17 protein-coding genes are annotated in these 20,203 nt (G+C 66.1%); 8 read left to right on the top strand and 9 right to left on the bottom strand.

The genetic code is table 11. From position 1 onward, the window contains the following. Positions 1–369, bottom strand: a 369-nt coding sequence (locus G3N93_RS14885) for an ABATE domain-containing protein (RefSeq protein ID WP_206133364.1), incomplete at its 3' end; no start/stop codon positions are given. Between the two features lie 81 nt (positions 370–450). Between G3N93_RS14885 and G3N93_RS14880 the strand changes: the two genes are divergently transcribed. Further along, positions 451–1,266 (top strand): alpha/beta fold hydrolase, encoded by an 816-nt coding sequence (locus G3N93_RS14880; protein ID WP_206133363.1) that lies wholly within the window; start codon positions 451–453, stop codon positions 1,264–1,266. A gap of 37 nt (positions 1,267–1,303) precedes the next feature. Here the strand turns inward: G3N93_RS14880 and G3N93_RS14875 are convergent, their stop codons facing one another. From G3N93_RS14875 to phnA, 5 genes are all read right to left on the bottom strand, one after another. Beyond that, a complete protein-coding gene (locus tag G3N93_RS14875) occupies positions 1,304–2,062 on the bottom strand; it encodes an amino acid ABC transporter ATP-binding protein (RefSeq protein WP_174954779.1) in 759 nt (252 codons plus the stop codon). Next, complete coding sequence (locus G3N93_RS14870; protein WP_011353585.1) at positions 2,059–2,739, bottom strand: amino acid ABC transporter permease; 681 nt, start codon at positions 2,737–2,739, stop codon at positions 2,059–2,061. The genes G3N93_RS14875 and G3N93_RS14870 overlap by 4 nt, the downstream gene beginning before the upstream one ends. Before the next feature lie 14 nt (positions 2,740–2,753). Then, the gene (locus tag G3N93_RS14865; protein WP_206133362.1) at positions 2,754–3,536 is read right to left on the bottom strand and encodes an amino acid ABC transporter substrate-binding protein; all 783 of its coding nucleotides are present in this window, start codon (positions 3,534–3,536) and stop codon (positions 2,754–2,756) included. A gap of 179 nt (positions 3,537–3,715) precedes the next feature. After that, positions 3,716–5,170, bottom strand: a complete 1,455-nt coding sequence (gene phnY / locus G3N93_RS14860; RefSeq protein ID WP_206133361.1) for a phosphonoacetaldehyde dehydrogenase — start codon at positions 5,168–5,170, stop codon at positions 3,716–3,718. A gap of 29 nt (positions 5,171–5,199) precedes the next feature. Continuing rightward, positions 5,200–6,438, bottom strand: a complete 1,239-nt coding sequence (phnA, locus tag G3N93_RS14855; protein ID WP_174937368.1) for a phosphonoacetate hydrolase — start codon at positions 6,436–6,438, stop codon at positions 5,200–5,202. Between the two features lie 208 nt (positions 6,439–6,646). Here phnA and G3N93_RS14850 point away from each other — a divergent pair, with 208 nt between their 5' ends. The 6 genes from G3N93_RS14850 to G3N93_RS14825 all read left to right on the top strand — a co-directional run bounded on the left by G3N93_RS14850 (position 6,647) and on the right by G3N93_RS14825 (position 14,078). Next, a complete protein-coding gene (locus tag G3N93_RS14850) occupies positions 6,647–7,702 on the top strand; it encodes a putative 2-aminoethylphosphonate ABC transporter substrate-binding protein (protein ID WP_174937366.1) in 1,056 nt (351 codons plus the stop codon). 97 nt (positions 7,703–7,799) lie between these two features. Further along, positions 7,800–8,891 (top strand): putative 2-aminoethylphosphonate ABC transporter ATP-binding protein, encoded by a 1,092-nt coding sequence (locus G3N93_RS14845; protein ID WP_206133360.1) that lies wholly within the window; start codon positions 7,800–7,802, stop codon positions 8,889–8,891. Further along, the gene (locus G3N93_RS14840) at positions 8,888–10,615 is read left to right on the top strand and encodes a putative 2-aminoethylphosphonate ABC transporter permease subunit (RefSeq protein WP_206133359.1); all 1,728 of its coding nucleotides are present in this window, start codon (positions 8,888–8,890) and stop codon (positions 10,613–10,615) included. The genes G3N93_RS14845 and G3N93_RS14840 overlap by 4 nt, the downstream gene beginning before the upstream one ends. 48 nt (positions 10,616–10,663) lie before the next feature. Then, positions 10,664–11,794, top strand: coding sequence for a 2-aminoethylphosphonate--pyruvate transaminase (locus G3N93_RS14835; RefSeq protein ID WP_206133358.1), 1,131 nt, complete (start codon positions 10,664–10,666; stop codon positions 11,792–11,794). A gap of 115 nt (positions 11,795–11,909) precedes the next feature. Further along, complete coding sequence (locus G3N93_RS14830; protein WP_206133357.1) at positions 11,910–13,298, top strand: FAD-dependent oxidoreductase; 1,389 nt, start codon at positions 11,910–11,912, stop codon at positions 13,296–13,298. Positions 13,299–13,772: 474 nt separating this feature from the next. Next, the gene (locus tag G3N93_RS14825; RefSeq protein WP_206133356.1) at positions 13,773–14,078 is read left to right on the top strand and encodes a DUF4105 domain-containing protein; all 306 of its coding nucleotides are present in this window, start codon (positions 13,773–13,775) and stop codon (positions 14,076–14,078) included. Between the two features lie 345 nt (positions 14,079–14,423). On the opposite strand, the gene G3N93_RS14820 is transcribed toward G3N93_RS14825, so the two are convergent. Both G3N93_RS14820 and G3N93_RS14815 read right to left on the bottom strand, forming a co-directional pair. Continuing rightward, a complete protein-coding gene (locus tag G3N93_RS14820; protein ID WP_174942537.1) occupies positions 14,424–15,149 on the bottom strand; it encodes a phosphonate utilization associated transcriptional regulator in 726 nt (241 codons plus the stop codon). A gap of 206 nt (positions 15,150–15,355) precedes the next feature. Then, entirely contained in the window at positions 15,356–17,530 is a 2,175-nt protein-coding gene (locus G3N93_RS14815) for a phosphocholine-specific phospholipase C (RefSeq protein ID WP_174942534.1), read from the bottom strand. Between the two features lie 228 nt (positions 17,531–17,758). On the opposite strand from G3N93_RS14815, the gene G3N93_RS14810 reads away from it, so the two are divergent. Continuing rightward, positions 17,759–18,676 (top strand): LysR family transcriptional regulator, encoded by a 918-nt coding sequence (locus G3N93_RS14810; RefSeq protein WP_206133355.1) that lies wholly within the window; start codon positions 17,759–17,761, stop codon positions 18,674–18,676. 95 nt (positions 18,677–18,771) lie between these two features. Here G3N93_RS14810 and G3N93_RS14805 read toward each other — a convergent pair. Next, positions 18,772–20,203, bottom strand: a 1,432-nt coding sequence (locus G3N93_RS14805; protein WP_206133354.1) for an L-lactate permease, incomplete at its 5' end; no start/stop codon positions are given.

The raw sequence follows: 20,203 nt of genomic DNA, 5'->3' as shown, positions 1-20,203 counted from the left end.
GCGCGCGATCGCCTCGCGGATCGCGACGGCGAGCCGATCCGCCGCGCGCGCACCGGCCGTGCCGCCGCCTTCGGCCGTCAGGTGCGCGATCGCGGTGTAAGCATCCTCGCGAAAGCGATGCAGCGCCGCCAGCGCGTCCGCGTCGTCCTGCCGTGCATGACGCAGAAGCCGCGCCAGATCGGCCGGCGCCAGCAGCCCCGATCGTTCCACCCACGCATGCACGGCCGGCCAGTCGACGAGCTTGTCCGCGTCGCGCGTCTTGCCCGTGTCGGCCACCGTGTTGAGGAAGTCGAGCGCCGGATGGCCGCCGACGAAATCGGCTGCACTCCATGCGTGCGCGGGTCGAGCGGGCTCGTGTCGAGTAACCATTTATTTGCACCTATCGGTTTCATACCCGGACAATCCGGAGTAACCTGTTAACAACCAAAACAGGTTAGCACGGAGATGCCGATGCTCGAACTCGCCAATCACTTCATTTTCGAAGGCCACCGGATTGCCTGGGGAACGCTCGGCGAAGGCCCGCCGCTCGTACTCGTGCACGGCACGCCGTTTTCGTCGCAGGTGTGGCGCCGGATCGCACCGTGGCTCGCGCGGCGTCATCGCGTGTTCTTCTACGACCTGCTCGGCTACGGTCAATCCGACATGCCGGACGCGGACGTATCGCTCGGCCGCCAGAACCGGCTGTTCGGCGCGCTGCTCGATGCATGGAACATTTCGCGCCCGCGGGTACTCGCGCACGACTACGGCGGCGCAACCGTGCTGCGTGCGCACTTCCTCGACGGCGTCGCCTATGCGGATCTCACGCTCGTGAATCCCGTCGCGATCGCGCCGCAGGGTTCGCCGTTCGTGTGCCACGTCGCGCAGCACGAAGCCGCCTTCACCGGATTGCCTGCGTATGCGCATCACGCGCTCGTGTCGGCCTATCTCGGCAATGCGGTCGCCCGGCCGCTGAGCGACGACGCGCTGTCGATCTACCGCGCGCCATGGCTCACGCCCGCCGGTCAGGCCGCGTTCTATCGCCAGATCGCGCAGATGCGCCAGCGCTACATCGAGGAAGCCGAGGCGCGTTACGCGCCGCCGGATTTTCCGGTGCGCATCGTGTGGGGCGAGGACGACGCGTGGATTCCGCTCGAACAGGGGCAGGCGCTGGCCGATCGCATCGCCAACGGCCAGCTGATCAGGGTGCCGCGCGCGGGCCATCTGGTGCAGGAAGATGCGCCGGAGGCGATCGTCGCGGCGGTGCTCGACACGTCAGGGCAAGGTTGACGCCCGCGGTAGTGCATATCGCTTGTCGCGCGTCGCGTCAGAACACCGGCACGCCCTGCGCGAGCGTCGAGATGAACTTCGCGGTGCGCGGATCGCGCGGGTCGCCGAACAGGTCGCGCGATGCACCGGCCTCGACGACGCGGCCCTCCGCGAGAAACACCGCGTCATGCGCGATCGACGCGGCCAGGCGCAGGTCGTGGGTGGCCATCAGCATCGTCGTGCCTTCGCGTGCGAGCTGGCGCAGCACCTCGACCACTTCGACGGACAGCTCCGGATCGAGCGCCGACGTCGGCTCGTCGCATAGCAGCACCTGCGGCGACGGTGCGAGCGCACGCGCGATCGCAACGCGCTGCTGCTGGCCGCCCGACAGCGTACCGGGCCACGCGTCGGCCTTGTCCGCGATCCCGACCTTCTCGAGCAGCGCGAGCGCGCGTTCGCGGGCCCGTTCGCGCGGCCAGCGCTGCACGGTGACGAGCCCCTCCATTACGTTCTGCACGACGCTCAGGTGCGGAAACAACTGAAAATTCTGGAACACCATGCCGGTCTGGCGGCGCACCGCAAACACGGCGTCGCGCGCCGGCCGGTGTGCCGGCGAGAAGTCGATGCGTGCGTCACCCACCGTCAGCGCACCCGCCTCGGGCACTTCGAGCAGATTCACGCAACGCAGCAGCGTGCTCTTGCCGCTGCCGGACGGCCCGATCAGCGCCGTCACGCTGCCGGGCTGCAACGCGAGGTCGATCCCGTGCAACACACGATGTGCGCCGAACGACTTGTCGATGCGTTCGAGCCGGATCATCGCAACTCCGCCTGGAACAGCGCATGTCGGCCAAAGCGAATTTCGAGGCGACGCTGCAGCGTGGACAGCACCGAGCTGAGCAGCAGATAGATCAGCGCGGCTTCCGTATAGAGAATCATCGGCTCGTAGGTCACGGCTGCGATCCGCTGCGCAGCCTGGAAGATCTCTGGCACGGTCAGCACGGCCGCGAGCGACGTGTCCTTCACGAGCGAAATGAACGAATTCGACAGTGCGGGCAGCGCGACGCGCGCGGCCTGCGGCAGGATCGCGCGGCGCAGCGCCTGCGGGCGCGTCATCGCCATCGAGTACGCAGCTTCCCACTGCCCCTTCGGAATCGATTCGATCACGCCGCGGATCACCTCGGCGTTGTACGCGCCGACGTTCAGCGAGAAGCCGATCACGGCAGCCGTCAGCGGATCGAGCACGATGCCGACGCTCGGCAGGCCGTAGAAGATCACGAACAGCTGCACGAGCAGCGGCGAACCGCGAAACAGCCAGATGTAGAAACGTACGGCGGCTTGCGCCCAGCGCGGCCCGAACAGCCTCGTGAGCGCCGCGCCGAATGCGAGCAGCAGGCCGATCGCGAACGACGCGAGCGTGAGCGGCACCGTGAACACGAGCCCTGCGACCAGCAGGGGCCGCAGCGATTCCGCCATCAGATGAAGCCAGGCCGGCATCGTTCAGCCTCGCGTCACGGATGCGACACGTCGCGGCCGAAATACTTCTGCGAGATTTTCGCGTAGGTGCCGTCGGCCTTGATGTCCGCGAGCGCCTTGTCGATCGCGGCCACCAGCGCGGGGCTGCCCTTGCGCAGCAGCACGCCCGATGCGTCGCTCGCGCCGCCCGTGTCGGTCGCCGCGACCTTCAGTTTCGCGTCCGGCTTGTGCTTGCGGAAATCGAGGTACGACAGCGAATCGTTGATCGTCGCGTCGACGCGCCCCGAGCTCAGCAGGTCGATCGCTTCGTTGAAGCCCTGCACGGGCACCACCTCTGCGCCGTGCGCGGCCGCGAGCTTGCCGAAATTGCTGGTCAGCGTGTTCGCGGATTTCTTGCCCTTGAGATCGTCGAACGAGCGGATCGTCGTGTTGTCCGTGCGCACGATCAGCACCGCGCGCGACGTGATGTACGGCGTCGAGAAATCGTATTTCGCCTTGCGCGCGTCGGTGATCGACACTTCGTTGACGACCGCGTCGTAGCGGTTCACGTCGAGGCCCGCGATCAGCCCGTCCCACTTGCCTTCGACGAACTGCGGCTTCACGCCGAGACGCTGCGCGATCGCGGTCGCGATGTCGACGTCGAAACCCGTCAGCTTGCCGGTTGCGTCGTGGTACGTGAACGGCGCGTACGTGCCTTCGGTACCGACCCGGAACACGCCGGACGACTTGATCTGCGACAGGTCGTCGGCAGCCAGTGCGCTCGTGACCGAAACGGCCTGCAGCATGGCGACGACCAGGATGGAGCGAAGGAATTTCATGGTGCGGACCCCGAATGATTGGAGGGAATATTCCCGCGGCACATGCATGCCGTTCGAGAGGTCCGCGAATTCTACCGACGCGTCGAGGCCCGGCAAAAACGCAAATCGGCTATCGATATGAGCCGATCGAATAACGCGCGCACCGGCCACGAAACCGGTGCGCGCGGCTTACACGCCACTTACCACGGCAGCGAATACGTCTTCGTATTCGTGAAGCTCTTCATCGCTTCCTGCACACCTTCCTTGTAGCCAAGCCCCGAATCCTTCACGCCGCCGAACGGCGTCAGTTCGAGCCGGTAACCCGGCACTTCGCGCACGTTCACGCTGCCGACTTCCAGCTCGGTGATGAAGCGCGTGATGTTGTCGAAGCGGTTCGTGCAGACCGACGACGACAGCGCATAGTCGGTGCTGTTCGACATCCGGATCGCTTCGTCGATGTCGCGGAAACGCATGATCGGCGACACGGGGCCGAAGGTTTCGTATTTCACCAGCGGCATGTCGGGCGTCACGCAATCGATCACCGTCGGCGAATACAGCGCGCCGTTTCGCACGTTGCCGACCAGCAGCCGTGCACCGCGCGCAATCGCGTCGTTCACCTGCTGCTCGCAGAACTTCGCGGCCGCCTCGTCGATCACCGTGCCCATGTCGACCGACGGATCGGCCGGATTGCCGTACGACCACGCGCGCGTTTTCTCGACCACCAGCTCCGTGAAACGATCGGCCACCGACTCGTGCACGAGCATCCGCTTGATCGCCGTGCAGCGCTGGCCCGAGTTTTTATACGAACCCGACACCGCGAGCGTGCTCGCTTCGTCGAGATCGGCATCTTCCATCACGATGATCGGATCGTTGCCGCCGAGTTCGAGCACCGCACGCCGGTAGCCCATCCGCGATGCGATCGACTTGCCGATCGACACGCCGCCCGTGAACGTGATCAGGTCGATCGCCGGGTTGGTGATCAGCTCGTCGGCAATCTCCTTCGGGTCGCCGGTGAGCACTTGCAGCATCTGCGGCGGCAGGCCCGCTTCGTACAGGATGTCCGCGAACAGGTAGCACGACAGCGGCACCTTCTCCGACGGTTTCACGACGATCCGGTTGTTGGTCGCGACCGACGGCACGATCTTGTGCGCGACCTGGTTCATCGGGTGGTTGAACGGCGTGATCGCCGAGATCACGCCGAGCAGCGGATCGCGCTGCGTGTACACGCGGCGCTTCTTGCCGTGCGGGGTCAGGTCGCACGAGAAGATCTGACCGTCGTCCTTCAGCACTTCACCGGCGCCGAACGTCAGCACGTCGGCCACGCGCCCTGCTTCGTACGTCGAATCCTTGATGCACAAGCCGGCCTCGGCCGTGATCAGCGCGGCAATCTCCGCGGTGCGCGAGCGCACGATGTCGGCCGCACGGCGCAGGATCGCCGCACGATCGTGGCGCGTGAGCGTCGGCCGGTAAGCACGCGCGGCGGCGAACGCGCGCCGCACGTCATCCAGCGTCGCTTTCGGCACGGTGCCGACCAGCGAGCCGTCGTACGGGTTGCGCACTTCGATTACCGCGTCCCGATGAATCCGCTCCCCATCGATTCGCAGTGCTTCGCGACGAATCTCGCGGGCGTCCGTCGATGCTGCAATGGCGTTCATGAGTGTGTCCCCTTACGGATGCGTGCGCATCACTGCAGATGGTTGAGCGCGATGTCGATGATGTCGAAGTTGCGCAGCCGCGCGCGGCCCGAGACGTCGCCGGCAACCGGCTTGCTGAAGATCAGCGGCACGATCTGCTCGGAGATCCCGCCGTGCGAGCGCAGCGGCACGTCGAGGCCCGACAGGTCGTGCTTGATGCGGCGCGTGCCGAGCACGACGTCCTGCTTCGAGATCACGATCAGGTCGCCCATCCGCGCCGGCGGCAGCTCGAAGCGCGCGCAGCCCTCGGCGCCCGTCAGCACGACCTCGATGCCGTCGACCGCGGCGAGCCGGGCGCGCAGCGCTTCGGCGTCGGCCGTCGCCGGCACGTAGACGGTCGCGAACGAGCCGAGCGCGCCGTGGTGCACGACGTACGGATCGGTGATCGGCAGGATCACGCGCGCCGCGTCCTCGCCGAGCCACTCGTCGAACAGCTCCTGCAGGTAGATCACGTTCGGCTCGCCGGTTTCGTCGTCGTGCTTCGCGTTCATCCCGTGGTCGGCCGTGATCGCGACGATCGCACCGAGCTCGTCGAGGCGCTGCAGGTACTTGTCCATCATCGCGTAGAACGCGTTCGCGCCTTCCGTGCCGGGCGCGCACTTGTGCTGCACGTAGTCGGTCGTCGACAGGTACATCAGGTCGATCGGGCGTGTCTCGAGCAAACGCACGCCGGCCGCGAACACGAATTCGGAGAGGTCCGCGCTGTACACGCTCGGCACCGGCTTGCCGACCAGTTCGAGCACGTTGTCGATGCCGTTTTCCTCGACGCTCGCCTCGTCGGCCTTTTCCGACGAGAAGCAGATGCCCTTCAGCCCCTTGCCGAGCAGGCGGCGCAGCTTGTCCTTCGCGGTGACGACCGCGACCTTCGCGCCTTGCTCCGCGAAGGTCGCGAGCACGGTCGGTGCGACGAGGTACTTCGGATCGTTCATCAGCACCTCGGCGCCGGTGTCGCGATCGTAGAAGTAGTTGCCGCTTATCCCATGCACCGCCGGCGGCACGCCGGTCACGATCGACAGGTTGTTCGGGTTCGTGAAGCTCGGCACCACGCACTCGCCCTTGAGCGCCGTGCCCGGCTTCAGCAGCGTGCGCAGGAACGGCGCGACGCCGGCCTCGGCCGCTTCTTCCAGATATTCGTATGCGCAGCCATCGACGCAGACGACCACCACGGGCCGGCTCATCCAGTTGTAGCGGCGGCCGTTCACTTCCACGGATACAGGCGTTTCATTCATGACGTTCATTCCTTTCAGTTCGAAGGGTAGAGCCGTCGGCGCCCGCGTCGCGCCGAAGGGAGGTGTTTTCCATGCTTGACATTAAAATTGATGATTTGTAGATTGTCAACAACATGCAGCGAACAGAAAGCAAAACAACGGTGCAGCAAGAGGGCTGGTCTCCACTCATCCGCCGCGTGCCGCGGCGCCACAGTCAAGGGGTCTGAAGATGAACGAAGTGCCGGTAAACAAGCGTTTGAACGCATGGGCGGCGGGCGCGGCCCGCTTCGCGCTGGCCGCGGCTGTCGCGCTCGGCGCGGTGCAGGCGGCGCACGCGAAGACGTCGCTGCTCGTCTATACCGCGCTGGAAGACGAAGCGATGAAGCCCTACAAGGACGCGTTCGAGAAAGCGAACCCCGATATCGAGATCCGCTGGGTGCGCGACTCGACCGGCTCGGTCACCGCGAAGCTGCTCGCGGAGAAGAACAACCCGCGCGCGGACGTCGTGCTCGGCCTCGCGGCGTCGAGCCTCACGCTGCTCGACCTGCAGGGGATGCTGATGCCGTACACGCCGAAGGGCTTCGACCAGCTCACGCGCAAGTACAGCGACGCGAACACGCCGCCGCACTGGGTCGGCATGGACGTGTGGGGCGCGACGATCTGCTACAACCGCGTCGCCGCGCAGGCGAAGGGCATCCCGAAGCCGACGTCGTGGGAAGACCTGACGAAGCCCGTCTATAAAGGCGCGATCGTGATGCCGAGCCCGGTTTCATCCGGCACCGGCTACCTCGACGTGACCGCATGGCTGCAGACCTTCGGCGACGACCGCGGCTGGAAATTCATGGACGCGCTCGACAAGAACGTCGCGCAATACGTGCACTCGGGCTCGAAGCCGTGCACGCTCGCCGGCACCGGCGAATTCCCGATCGGCATCTCGTTCGAGTTCCGCGGCCACGAACTGCAGTCGCAGGGCGCGCCGATCGATCTCGTGTTCCCGAAGGAAGGGCTCGGCTGGGACATGGAAGGCACCGCGATCATGAAGACGACGAAGCAGCCCGACGCCGCGAAGAAGCTGGCCGACTTCATGGCGAGCAAGGATGCGAACCAGATCACCGCGCGCTGGTGGGCGATCGTCGCGTACCCGGGCGTCGCACGGAAGCTCGCCGGCATCCCCGACAACTACTCGGACCTGCTCGTGAAGAACGACTTCGTGTGGTCGGCGAAGAACCGCCAGTCGATCCTCGATACATGGCAGAAGCGCTACGGCGCGAAAGCGCAGCAGTAACGCCGCGACCGGCAGCGGGGCCGCGCCGCGCGCCGCCCCGCGCCACCCTTTCCGTCGTCGAATCCGGCCCCCGGGCCGCCCCAGCATGGAGGCGCGCATGGCACCTTATCTGAGCGCAGAACGCATCGAGAAGCGGTACAACGACACGCAGGTTCTCACCGACATCAACCTGAGCGTGATGAAGGGCGAAATGATCTGTTTCCTGGGGCCGTCCGGCTGCGGGAAGACCACGCTGCTGCGGATCATCGCAGGGCTCGAGACGCAGAACGCCGGCCACATCATGCAGGACGGCCGCGACATCTCGCGGCTGCCGCCGCAACTGCGCGACTACGGGATCGTGTTCCAGTCGTATGCGCTGTTCCCCAACCTCACTGTGTACGACAACGTCGCGTACGGGCTCGTGAATCGCAAGATGAAGCGCGACGCGATCCACGAGCGCGTGCACACGCTGCTCGCGCTGGTCGGCCTGCCCGACAGCCATCGCAAGCATCCGGGCCAGTTGTCCGGCGGCCAGCAGCAGCGCGTCGCACTGGCGCGCGCGCTCGCCACCTCGCCCGGCCTGCTGCTGCTCGACGAGCCGCTGTCGGCGCTCGACGCGCGGGTTCGCGTGCGGCTGCGCCAGGAGATCCGCGCGCTGCAGCAGCGGCTCGGCGTGACGACGATCATGGTCACGCACGACCAGGAAGAAGCGCTGTCGATGGCCGACCGCATCGTCGTGATGAACCACGGCGTGATCGAGCAGATCGGCACGCCGCTCGAAATCTACCGGCAGCCCGCGTCGCCGTTCGTCGCGGACTTCATCGGCCGCGTCAACACGATCCCCGCCGAAGTCGCGCAGGACGGCACGCTGCGCGCGGGCACGGTCGGCCTCGACTGCCGCCATGGCACGGCACGCCCCGCGCAAGGCGCGGCGGTGTCGGTCTACGTGCGGCCCGAGGACCTGCGCATCCGCGTGCCGGGCGAAACGGCCGACAACGTGCTGGCCGGCCGCGTCGAGAAGCTCGAATTCCTCGGCGCGTTCTGCCGCGTGAGCTTCCGGATCGACGGGCTCGACGGCCAGGAGATCGTCGCCGACCTGTCGTATCACGACGTCGACCGCACCGGCGTGCAGGCCGGCGCGCGCATCGACCTCGCGCTCGATCGCGAGCATGTCCGCGTGTTCCCGAGCGCGAAGGAGCGACTGCAATGAGCACCGTCCTGACCGAGCGCCGCCGCGGCGCCTCCACCCCTGCCGACGTGCGGCAGATCACGCACTGGCACGACCGCATCGCGCAGCTCGCGCTGCTGGCGATGGCCGCGCTGATGTCGATGTTCCTGCTGCTGCCGCTCGCGCTCGTCGTGCAGAAATGCTTCGTCGATGCGGACGGGCGTTTCGTCGGCGCGCACAACTTCATCGAGTATCTCGAGGACACCGGCGTGCTGCGCTCGATGCTGCACTCGCTGACGGTCGGTGCGCTCGTCACGTCGATCGTCGTGCCGATGGCGTTCACGTTCGCGTATGCGCTGACCCGCTCGTGCATGCCGTTCAAGAACGCCGCGCGTACCGTCGCGCTGCTGCCGCTTCTCGCGCCGACGCTGTTGTCCGCGGTGTCGTTCATCTACTGGTTCGGCAACGCGGGGCTGTTGAAGCCGCTGCTGCACGGCCATTCGATCTACGGGCTGCCGGGCATCGTGCTGAGCATGGTGTACGCGTCGTTCCCGCACGTGCTGATGATTCTCGTCACCGCGCTGTCGCTGGCCGACGGCCGACTCTACGAGGCCGCCGACGCGATGGGTACGAGCCGCATGCGCAAGTTCTTCACGATCACGCTGCCCGGCGCGAAGTACGGGCTGATCAGCGCGACGATGGTGGCGTTCACGATGTGCATCAACGACTTCGGCGTGCCGGTCGTGATCGGCGGCTCGTACAACGTGCTGTCGACCGACATCTACAAGCTGATCATCGGCCTGCAGGACTTCAACCGCAGCGCGGTCGTGAGCCTGATGCTGCTGTGCCCGGCGCTGGTCGCGTTCGGCGTCGACTTCCTCATCCGCCGCCGCCAGCAGTCGCAGCTCGGCGCACGTTCGACGCCATATCAGCCGAAGCCGTCGCGCGGCTTCGACGCCGCGATGCTCGCGTACTGCGGCATCGTGTGCGCGTTCTTTATCGCGGTGGTCGGCATCTCGGTGTTCGCTTCGTTCGTTAAGTTCTGGCCGTACCAGATGAGCCTCGGGCTGCAGCACTACAAGATGGGGCTGATCGGCGCCGGCATCTTCGACGCGTACAAGAACAGCCTGCGGATGGCCGCGACCGTGGCGCTCGGCGGCACGATCGTCGTGTTCGGCGGCGCATACCTGATCGAGAAGACGCGCGGCGCGCGCTGGCTGCGCGGCTTCATCGCCCTGTGCGCGATCCTGCCGATGGGCGTGCCGGGGCTCGTGCTCGGGATCAGCTACATCTTCCTGTTCAACGCGCCCGGCAATCCGCTGAACGGGCTGTACGGCTCGCTGTGGCTGCTCGCGATCGTCACGGTGGTGCACTACTACGCATCGAGCCACCTGACCGCCGTCACCGCGCTCAGGCAGATCGACAGCGAGTTCGAGGCCGTGTCCGCGTCGCTGAAGGTGCCGTTCTACAAGACCTTCCTGCGCGTGACCGTGCCCGTGTGCCTGCCCGCGATCCTGCTGATCGCGCGCTACCTGTTCGTCAACGGGATGACGACGGTCTCGGCCGTCGCGTTCCTCTACTCGCCCGACACGCAGCCCGCGTCGGTCGCGATCCTGAACCTCGACGACGCGGGCCAGATGGGCCCGGCCGCCGCGATGGCCACGCTCGTGCTCGCGACCTCGTCGTTCGCCTGCGTGCTGTTCGCGTGCATCTCGCATCGACTGTTGCGCCGCACGCAGGCCTGGCGCAACCCGCATCGCCACTGACTTTTTAGCCGCATTCACGTGACGTCCCGACTTCATCAAGGAGACACCATGACGCTCGCCGCCCAGCCCATCCTGCTCACCCCCGGCCCCCTGACGACCTCCGACACCACGCGCGACGCGATGCTGCGCGACTGGGGATCGTGGGACAGCGACTTCAACGCGATCACCGCGCGGCTGCGCGAACGCCTGCTGCAGATCGTGCACGGCGAAGGCACGCACGAATGCGTGCCGCTGCAAGGCAGCGGCACGTTCTCGGTCGAAGCGGCACTCGGCACGCTCGTGCCGCGCGACGGCCACGTGCTCGTGCCGAACAACGGCGCGTACTGCCAGCGCATCGCGAAGATCTGCCGCGTGCTCGGCCGCCAACTGACGACGATCGACTACAGCGAGGATCGCCGCGTCGATCCGGCCGACGTCGAGCGCGCGCTCGTCGCCGATCCGACCATCACGCACGTCGCGCTCGTGCACTGCGAAACGGGCGCCGGCGTGCTGAACCCGCTGCACGACATCGCGCAGGTCGTCGCGAAGCACGGCCGCGCACTGATCGTCGATGCGATGAGCTCGTTCGGCGCGATCGACATCGACGCGCGCACGACGCCGTTCGACGCGGTGATCGCGGCGTCCGGCAAATGCCTCGAAGGCGTGCCGGGGCTCGGCTTCGTGATCGCGAAGCGCAGCGCGCTCGAACGCTGCGAAGGCAACAGCCACTCGCTCGCGATGGACCTGTACGACCAGTGGGTCTACATGCAGCGCACGACGCAGTGGCGCTTCACGCCGCCGACGCACGTGGTCGCGGCGCTCGACGCAGCCGTCGCGCAATACGTCGACGAAGGCGGGCTCGCCGCGCGCGGCGGCCGCTACCAGCGCAACTATCGCGCGCTGATCGACGGGATGCTCGCGCTCGGCTTCCGGCCGTTCCTCGATCCGGCGATCCAGGCGCCGATCATCGTCACGTTCCATGCGCCGGACGATCCGAACTACGACTTCAAGCGGTTCTATCAGGAGGTCAAGAAGCGCGGCTACATCCTGTATCCGGGCAAGCTGACCGAGGTCGAGACGTTCCGGGTCGGCTGCATCGGCCACTTCGGCGAAGCCGGCATCCCGGGCGCCGTCGCCGCGATCGCCGACACGCTGCGGGCCATGGGTGTGCGCCGCGTGTCGGCCGAAGCAGCCGCCTGACGTGACGCACTACGACGTGACGTGAGGCACCCCGCCGCATGCACGTTCGCATGCGGCGGCCATTTTTTTCCGGCCGTGCGCGGCACGGCCCCGCCCCTTTTCGACGAACCCTCCCATGCGACCCTTCTGGATCGAACAAGCGCTGTTCAACGACGGCGATCTCGCCCCCGCGCTGCAAGGTGCGACGCAGGCCGACGTGTGCATCGTCGGCGGCGGCTTCACCGGGCTCTGGACCGCGATCCAGGCGAAGCAGCAGAACCCCGCGCTCGACATCGCGATCGTCGAAGCCGACCTGTGCGGCGCCGGCGCGAGCGGTCGCAACGGCGGCTGCCTGCTCACGTGGTCCGCAAAATTCCTGACGCTGCGGCGGCTGTTCGGCGAAGCCGAGGCGATCCGGCTCGTGAAGGCATCCGAAGCGGCCGTGCAGCACATCGCCGATTTCTGCCGCGCGCACGACATCGATGCCGAGCTGCGGCTCGACGGCACGCTGTACACCGCGACGTCGCGCGCGCAGGTCGGCACGCTCGCGCCGGTGCTCGACGCGCTCGCCGCGTGCGGCATCCACAGCTACGAGCCGCTGCCGCCCGCGGAAGTCGCGCGCCGCTCGGGATCCGCACGCAATCTCGACGGCGTCTACTCGCCGATCGCCGCGACCGTGCATCCCGGCAAGCTCGTGCGCGGGCTGCGCCGCGTCGCGCTCGCAATGGGCATCCGGATCTATGAACGCACGCCGATGCTCGACTTCACGCCCGGGCAGCCGGCCGTCGTGCGCACGCCGTCCGGCAGCGTGCGCGCGGGCAAGCTCGTGTTCGCGATCAATGCGTGGATGGCGAGCCGCTTCCCGCAGTTCGAGCGCACGATCGCGGTCGTGTCGAGCGACATGGTCATCACCGAGAAATGCCCGGAACTGCTTGAGAAGACCGGGCTCGTGGACGGCGTGTCGGTGCTCGATTCGCGGATCTTCGTCTACTACTACCGCACCACCGCCGACGGGCGGCTGATGCTCGGCAAGGGCGGCAACACGTTCTCGTGGCGCAGCCGCATCGCGCCCGTGTTCGACCGGCGCTCGCCGTACGAGGCGCAGCTCACGCAAAGCCTGCGTGAGTTCTTTCCGTCGCTCGCGGGCGTGCCGGTCACGGCGAGCTGGAACGGGCCGTCGGATCGCTCGGTCACCGGCTTCCCGTTCTTCGGCCGCCTCGACGACGCGCCGAACGTGTTCTACGGCTTCGGCTATTCGGGCAACGGCGTGGGGCCGACCTACATGGGCGGGCAGATCCTGTCGTCGCTCGTGCTCGGCCTCGATAACGCGTGGACGCGCAGCCCGATCGTGCGCGGCCCGCTGGGGGCGTTCCCGCCGGAGCCGATCCGCTATGTCGGCGCGCACGTCGTGCGCAATGCGATCCGCCGCAAGGAGCGCGCGGAGGACGAGAGCCGGCAGCCGGCAATTGTCGACACGTGGCTCGCGAAGTTCGCGAGCGCGGCCGGGAAGGCCGACAAGGCGTGACCGTCAGGGCAATGCGATAGAGGAAGAAGAACGCGACCGGCTCGCCAGGACTGTCGCGTCGCCGTTTTTTTAGCTCACCCGTCTCGTGGAAAACGAAGAAGGGAAGTCCCTCCATAGAACACGTCAAATCACTGACGCTGCGTTTATTAAAATTAGACAGATCATTATCCAGACAACCCCATTCAAATAACACATGTCTTAATGAAAGACGAATTGACGAGGCATGCGCTGCGAGGCATGCATTTTTGCCATTTCATTATCTCGATTTTATTACCCGAAACAGCATGCTAGGATTTCACGCGTCCAGGAGAGAATGAATTCATCACAATTTTCATGTGCCAATCATCCACCATTGAAGTCTTGATAAGTGACTCCCGATCCGTCTCACGAGGATCGCAGTTCGGGCACGCCGCGATCGCAATCGATGGAGTCGTATATGGCAGGGCACACCCGGGATGGGACGTTGATAACGTCTTGAATTACCTGAATCGTCAGCAAACCAAGATGCAACGCGATACGATCGGCTATCTCATTCATGCATCGGAGCGCGAGAAAGACGTTGCAGTCTCTGAGATAAGAAAAAGGCGACACGAAAACAAGCGCTACTCGCTCATCGATAACAATTGCTCATCGAATATAGCCGAAGTACTTGGCAAGGCGGGAATTCTCGCTCACGACCCGAGATGGCAACTCCCGGGTATCATAGCCCCTGCGGATTTGATGACAGGTCTGCGCCATTCAAAGCGATTGATTGGAATCCGACGATATCCCAAACGATGACGCGCCTTCTGCTATTGGCCATACTCACTGTGATGATCAGTGGGTGCTCAAAATATAGAGATGAGAAATGGACGGCGCTTCAGGATATGCCTGCCTTCGCCGAACCAAACGACGATAGAACCCAACCGGTCTTCACGGTCAGGAAAGGCGAGCCTTGCGCTCCACTAGCAGATCGCACTGCCAAGGTTTACGCATACACTCAAGTGCATTGCCAATCCGGCACAGGCTGGGTTCTGGACGATTTCTTCGATAAACGCGGCGGCAAATAATCGCGAGCCGGCGATCGCCGCATTCGGCCCGGGCACCGTCGATTTCGCCCCGATCCGCGACACCTGCTGCGCCCACTCACGCGCCGGCTTTCTCCCGCGCCGACTTGCCCGTCGAGGGCAGCCCCTGCTCGTGCGTACGCCGCATCCGCTCGAGACCGTGCGACACGTGCTCGCGCACGAGCGCCACCGCCTGCTCTTCATCGCCGCCCGCGAGCGCCTGCACGATCTTGTCGTGCTCGGCCGCGGACACGGCGATCGCATCCTCCTCGGCCTCGATCGCGGCCTGTCGCAACAGGCCGAGCTGGCGCACGAGCCGGCGGTAGGTATCGGTGAGGTGCGTATTGCCGACGCCGACGACCATCGCGTCGTGGAACTGCACGTTCAGCTCGGTGTAGCGGGTGACGTCGTGCGTCTTCGCGGCGTCCTTCATCGACTGGATGATGCCCTTCAGCACCTTCAGCGTGTCGGGCGAGATGCGCTTCGCGAGCGCGCGCGCGACCGACTCGTCGAGCATCGCACGCACTTCGTAGATCTCCTCCGCCTCGCGCAGCGGCACGACGCGCACCGTCACGCCGCGGTTCTTCTCGTTGCGCAGCAAGCCGGCCTGTTCGAGCGCGCGGAATGCTTCACGCACGGGGCCGCGCGACACGTTCAGCTTGGTCGCGATCTCGACTTCGTTGAGCTTCTCGCCAGGGGCATATTCGCCGGAGACGATCGCGCGCTCGAGCATGTCCTGGACGATCATCGCAAGCGACTGGCTTTGCAGGAGTTCGATGGCGCTGAGCGCGTTCGGGGCTGTCATGGTCGGGCAGGCAGCAAGGCTGCGGTAGAAAACGAGGGCGCCATATCGGCGAATGATCCTTATATATCCTCGGCTCGACACATTGTCAACAGTTTTCAGTCTCCAAAAGCCAATTCCGCCTGCCGGAACGCCACTGAAACGCAGCCGGCAGGCGGTGGTCGCGCGGCGGGCAGACTTCACCCGGATCGCGCGACACATGCCGGCCGTCAGGCCGTCGTGTGCTTCACCGGCCCCGGATCGCTTTGGCTCGGCCGGCCCGTCTCGACGTGGCCCGCGAAGCGGCGCACGACCTTGTCGTCGCCGCCGCGCAGCGTCGTCGCGGTGATCGTCAGATCGTACCAGCCGTGGCTCGACGACAGCTCGAAGTGATCCTCGATGCGTTCGCCCGGCTCCAGCGTGTAGGTTCGCGCATGCTTGTGGCTGTATGCGTTGTCGACCGTCACGCGGCACGTCGCGCGCCCGCTGTTGCGCAGTTGCAGGTACACGTGACGATTGCGCACGTCGTAGCCGATCCGCGCTTCGGCGTTCGCATGGCGGCCGTCCGTCGCGAGCCGCGTGTTGCCCTGGAACTCGCACAGATAGCCGTTCGGGCCGTAGGCCGCGAGATGATAGTCGCCGCGTGCGGCCGACGTGTTCCACGTGTCGACGAAGCGGTCGTGCGCGGACACCGCGTAGCGGCGCGGGGGCGTCGTCGGGTTGCGGCGGTCATACACGTAGAACGCGGCGCCTGCGTCACCGGTGTTCGCGAAGTCGAGCGACACGCTGTCGTCATGCCCGCTCACGCGGCTGTGCACGAACAGCTCGTACGGCAGCGCACGTGCCGGACGCGTGCCGGGCTCCTGCGCCGGCATCGACTGCTGCGCGGGCACCTGGTACGCCTGGCCGGCCGTCGCGATGTGCTGCGGCACCGTGAAGCTCACCGTGCGCGTGTCGGGGCGCGCGGAGAAGTCGAATGCCGACGTGAGGTCGCCGCAGATCGAGCGACGCCATGCGCTGATGTTCGGCTCCTTCACGCCGAAACGCGCTTCGAGGAAACGCAGCACCGACGTATGGTCGAACGTCTCCGAGCACACCCAGCCGCCCTTCGTCCACGGCGAGATGATGATCAGCGGTACGCGCGGCCCGAGGCCGATCGGCTGGATGCCGCCCGGGTCCGCGCCCGGCACGAGCGGGCTCATTTCGCCCGGGTACTTGTTCAGGTCGAGCAGTTCGTCGCCGAGATTCGACAGCAGGTTCGACGACACGATGCCCTGGCCACCCACGCCGCTCGTCACCGGCGGCACCGGCGGCACGACGTGGTCGAACAACCCGTCGTTCTCGTCGTAGTTCAGGATGAACACCGTCTTCGCCCACACTTCCGGGTTCGACGTCAGCGCCTCGAGCACCATGTTGATGTAGAACGCGCCGTCGGTCGGCGATGCCTGCGGGTGCTCGCTGTACTTGTACGGCGACACGATCCACGACACCTGCGGCAGCCGGTTCGCCTGCACGTCGGCCTTCAGTTCGGCGAGCGTGTGGTCCGATGCGCCCTTGTCGACCAGCGGGCCGCTCGCGCCTTCCTTCACCTGGAAGCGCTTGAAGAACATCAGCGAGTTGTCGGTGTAGTTGTCGGTCGGGTCGCCCGGGATGCCCGTGCCGCCCTGGTACACCTTCCAGCTGATCTTCGCGTTCTCGAGGCGTTCCGCGTAGGTCGTCCACGTGTAGCCGTTGGTATCGTCACGCTCGCCGATGCCCGGGCCGTTCGGCGGGTTGCCGTAGATGTTGCGCGGGTCGACCGTGCCGGTCCACAGGTAGATGCGGTTCGGCGCGGTGTCGGCGTGCGCGGAACAGAAGTACGAATCGCAGATCGTGAACGCGTCGGCCAGCGCGTAGTGGTACGTGAGATCCTGGCGTTTCAGGTAGCCCATCGTCAGTACGTCCTGCTTCTGGTTCACCCACTGGTCCCACTGGCCGTTGTTCCAGGACAGGTGGCCGCTGCTCCAGCCGTGGTTGGTGCCCGGCTGGAATTCGGTCGTCTGCTTCGGATCGAGGTAGAACGGCAGCACGTACGGCGCCGACGGATCGAGGCCGCGCGAATGGTAGTTCTTCGTGAACACCGACGCCGGCGGCTGCTGCCACACCGGTGCACCGCTCGGCAGCAGGTGCGGGCGCGGATCGTTGAAGCCGCGCACGCCGCGCAGCCCGCCGAAGTAATGGTCGAACGAACGGTTTTCCTGCATGAAGATCACGACGTGTTCGACGTCGCGGATCGTGCCCGTGCGATAGGCGGCCGGCATCGCCAGCGCATTGCGGATCGCGGGCGGAAAGCCCGCGTAGGCGGCCATCGCGCCGGCCGACTGCGCGGCGAGGCGCAGGAAATCGCGTCGATTGTTCGAGGACATGAAGAGAACCCTGTTGTCGGTAGGAGTGGGGCGCCGGTCGAGCGGGGCCGGCGGTGGTGCGTTGCCGTTATTACCCCGCATCGGCGTGTCCCGGCCGTGACCGGTTACCGCAGGTTTCTTTTGGTTACCCACAGGAATTTTTTCGAAGCGGCCCACGACGCGCCTTTCATCCGGCCGACATACGCATGCGCTACGCTGACGCGCGATACAGAGGGGAGAAGCCGAGTCGTGTTCGATCAGCTGAAGGCGTTCCACGCGACCGTCCGGCAGGGCAGCATCACGCGCGCCGCGCGCCACCTGGGCGTGAGCCAGCCGACGATTGCCGCGCAGATCCGGCAGGTCGAGCAGGTGTACGGCGTCGAGCTGTTCTACCGCAGCGGCCGCAAGCTCGAGGTCACCGAGACGGGCATCGAGCTGCTGCCGCTCGTCGAGAAGATGATTGCGCTCGAGGCGCAGGCCGACATCATGCTGCGCAACGTCGGCGGCCTGTTCGAAGGCCACTTGCGGATCGGTGCGACGGGGCCGTACTACATCATGGACGCGGTCGGCCGCTTCTCGCACGCGCATCCGTCGATCGCGCTCACGTGCCGGATCGGCAACTCCGAGGAAATCCTGCAGGCGCTGCAGGAATTTCGCATCGACCTCGCCGTCTCGTCGCAGCGCAACGATGCCGACGGCCTCGAACGCAAGGTGATCTCGACCGACCCGCTCGTGCTGGTCGTGCATCGCAACCATCCGCTCGCGCGTTTCGACGCGATCGATCCTGCGCAGCTCGCCGACGTGCGGCTGCTGATTCGCGAGGAAGGCTCGGTCACGCGCCGCTGCACGGAGACGATTCTCGAAACGGCCGGTGTCGCGGCCGTCTCGGTGGCCGAGATCGGCAGCCGCGAAGCGATCCGCGAGGCGATCCTGCACGGCGTGGGCGGCAGCCTGTTTCCGCTCGGCGAGGCCGAACGTCATCCGGATTTGCGCGTGATCGCGCTACGCGGCGTCGACACGACGATCGACGAATACGTGTACTACCTGAAAGCGCGCCGCCAGAGCCCGGCGATCGACGCATTCCTCGCGTGCATCCTGCCGGCCGGCGGCGACGCGGCCGCGGCGGATGAAGCAGGACGAACGGCGCGGCGGGCGAACGCGCGCTGAACTGCCGCGCGTTCGCCGGTTCCGCACGTTACTGGCGCTTTTCCCGCGCCTTCCCTCGTTTTTCCTCGTGCCTTCCTTCTGTCGTTGCGCTCACATCATTTCGGCAATGCCGGAATCATCCACGTCAACACGTGCTGCTGCAGGAACACGAGCACGCCGAGCAGCAGCGTGAGGATCACGCTGTGCCAGAACGTGCGCGCGAACACGACACCTTCCTGCCCTTTCAGATCGGTCGTCGACACACCCGTCGCGATGTTCTGCGGCGAGATCATCTTCCCCATCACGCCGCCCGACGAGTTGGTCGCGGCCATCAGCACCGGGTCGAGGCCGAGCTGCCGCGCGGCGACGACCTGCAGGTTGCCGAACAGCGCGTTGCCCGACGTGTCGCTGCCGGACAGGAACACGGCGATCCAGCCGAGCGACGCGGACACCAGCGGGAACAGCGCGCCGGTCGACGCGACGCCGGTGCCGAGCGTGTAGCTGATTCCCGAGTAGTTCAGCAGGTACGCGAGCCCGACGATCATCATCACCGTGACGATCGCGATCCACGTCTGCCGCCAGGTCTTGACCACGCATTCGAAGAACGCGCCGACACTGGTGCGCGTCAGCGCGGCCGTGATGATCGCCGACACCAGGATCGCGGTGCCCGTGCCGAGCGGCTGGAAGTCCCAGATCGCCGCATAGGGCTTGTGGTACAGCGACACGAACACGGCGTTGTGCAGGCCCGGCCACTTGATCTTCACGTCGCCGATCGTTGCGATGTTCGCGTGCACCCACACGATCACGACGACCGACACGACGAGCCACGGCAGCCAGCCGCCGAAGCCCGCCCGCGCGGCGCCGGCCGTTGCCGGCACGCTGCGCGCGAGTGCGTATTGCGGATCGGGCTGCGGCTTCCACACCTGCAGGAAGCCGATCGTGACGATCAGCGACGAGAGTGACGACAGCACGTCGGTGAGCTGGTAGCCGAGGAAGTTCGACGTGACGAACTGCGCGATCGCGAAGCTGCCGCCCGACACGAGCAGCGCCGGCCACAGTTTCGAAATCGAGCGCAGCCCGCCGTACGCACCGACCACGTAGAACGGCAGCAGCAGCGCAAAGAACGGCAACTGGCGGCCGACCATCTGCGCGAGTGTCGCGGGCGGCAGCGACGTGACCGCGCCGAGCACGGTGATCGGCACGCCGAGCGCGCCGAACGCGACCGGTGCCGTGTTGAACAGCAGCGTATAGGTGAGCGCTTCGAGCGCGGGGAAACCGAGCGCGATCAGGAGTGCGCTCGTGATCGCGACCGGCGTGCCGAATCCCGAGATCCCTTCGAGCAGGCAGCCGAATGAGAACGCGACGACGAGCAGCACGAGGCGGCGATCGTCGGGCAGGTTGTCGAGCATCCACTGCCGGAACTGGTCGAAGCGGCCTGACTTCACCGCGATGTTGTACAGCAGCAGCGCGTTGAAGACGATCCACATCACGGGCACGACCGCGAGCGCCATGCCCGCACCGACCGCGTTGAACGCGAGCCCGGCCGGA

It is taken from the genome of Burkholderia sp. Se-20378, from assembly GCF_017104665.1.
GTDB lineage: Bacteria > Pseudomonadota > Gammaproteobacteria > Burkholderiales > Burkholderiaceae > Burkholderia > Burkholderia lata.
Note: the sequence above shows the minus strand (reverse complement) of the source record. Positions and strands in the feature narration are given on the sequence as shown.

Coding starts and splice junctions, on each gene's coding strand:
- G3N93_RS14880 (WP_206133363.1), top strand. CDS start 451: ATGCTCGAACTCGCCAATCACTTCATTTTCGAAGGCCACCGGATTGCC.
- G3N93_RS14875 (WP_174954779.1), bottom strand. CDS start 2,062: ATGATCCGGCTCGAACGCATCGACAAGTCGTTCGGCGCACATCGTGTG.
- G3N93_RS14870 (WP_011353585.1), bottom strand. CDS start 2,739: ATGCCGGCCTGGCTTCATCTGATGGCGGAATCGCTGCGGCCCCTGCTG.
- G3N93_RS14865 (WP_206133362.1), bottom strand. CDS start 3,536: ATGAAATTCCTTCGCTCCATCCTGGTCGTCGCCATGCTGCAGGCCGTT.
- phnY (WP_206133361.1), bottom strand. CDS start 5,170: ATGAACGCCATTGCAGCATCGACGGACGCCCGCGAGATTCGTCGCGAA.
- phnA (WP_174937368.1), bottom strand. CDS start 6,438: ATGAATGAAACGCCTGTATCCGTGGAAGTGAACGGCCGCCGCTACAAC.
- G3N93_RS14850 (WP_174937366.1), top strand. CDS start 6,647: ATGAACGAAGTGCCGGTAAACAAGCGTTTGAACGCATGGGCGGCGGGC.
- G3N93_RS14845 (WP_206133360.1), top strand. CDS start 7,800: ATGGCACCTTATCTGAGCGCAGAACGCATCGAGAAGCGGTACAACGAC.
- G3N93_RS14840 (WP_206133359.1), top strand. CDS start 8,888: ATGAGCACCGTCCTGACCGAGCGCCGCCGCGGCGCCTCCACCCCTGCC.
- G3N93_RS14835 (WP_206133358.1), top strand. CDS start 10,664: ATGACGCTCGCCGCCCAGCCCATCCTGCTCACCCCCGGCCCCCTGACG.
- G3N93_RS14830 (WP_206133357.1), top strand. CDS start 11,910: ATGCGACCCTTCTGGATCGAACAAGCGCTGTTCAACGACGGCGATCTC.
- G3N93_RS14820 (WP_174942537.1), bottom strand. CDS start 15,149: ATGACAGCCCCGAACGCGCTCAGCGCCATCGAACTCCTGCAAAGCCAG.
- G3N93_RS14815 (WP_174942534.1), bottom strand. CDS start 17,530: ATGTCCTCGAACAATCGACGCGATTTCCTGCGCCTCGCCGCGCAGTCG.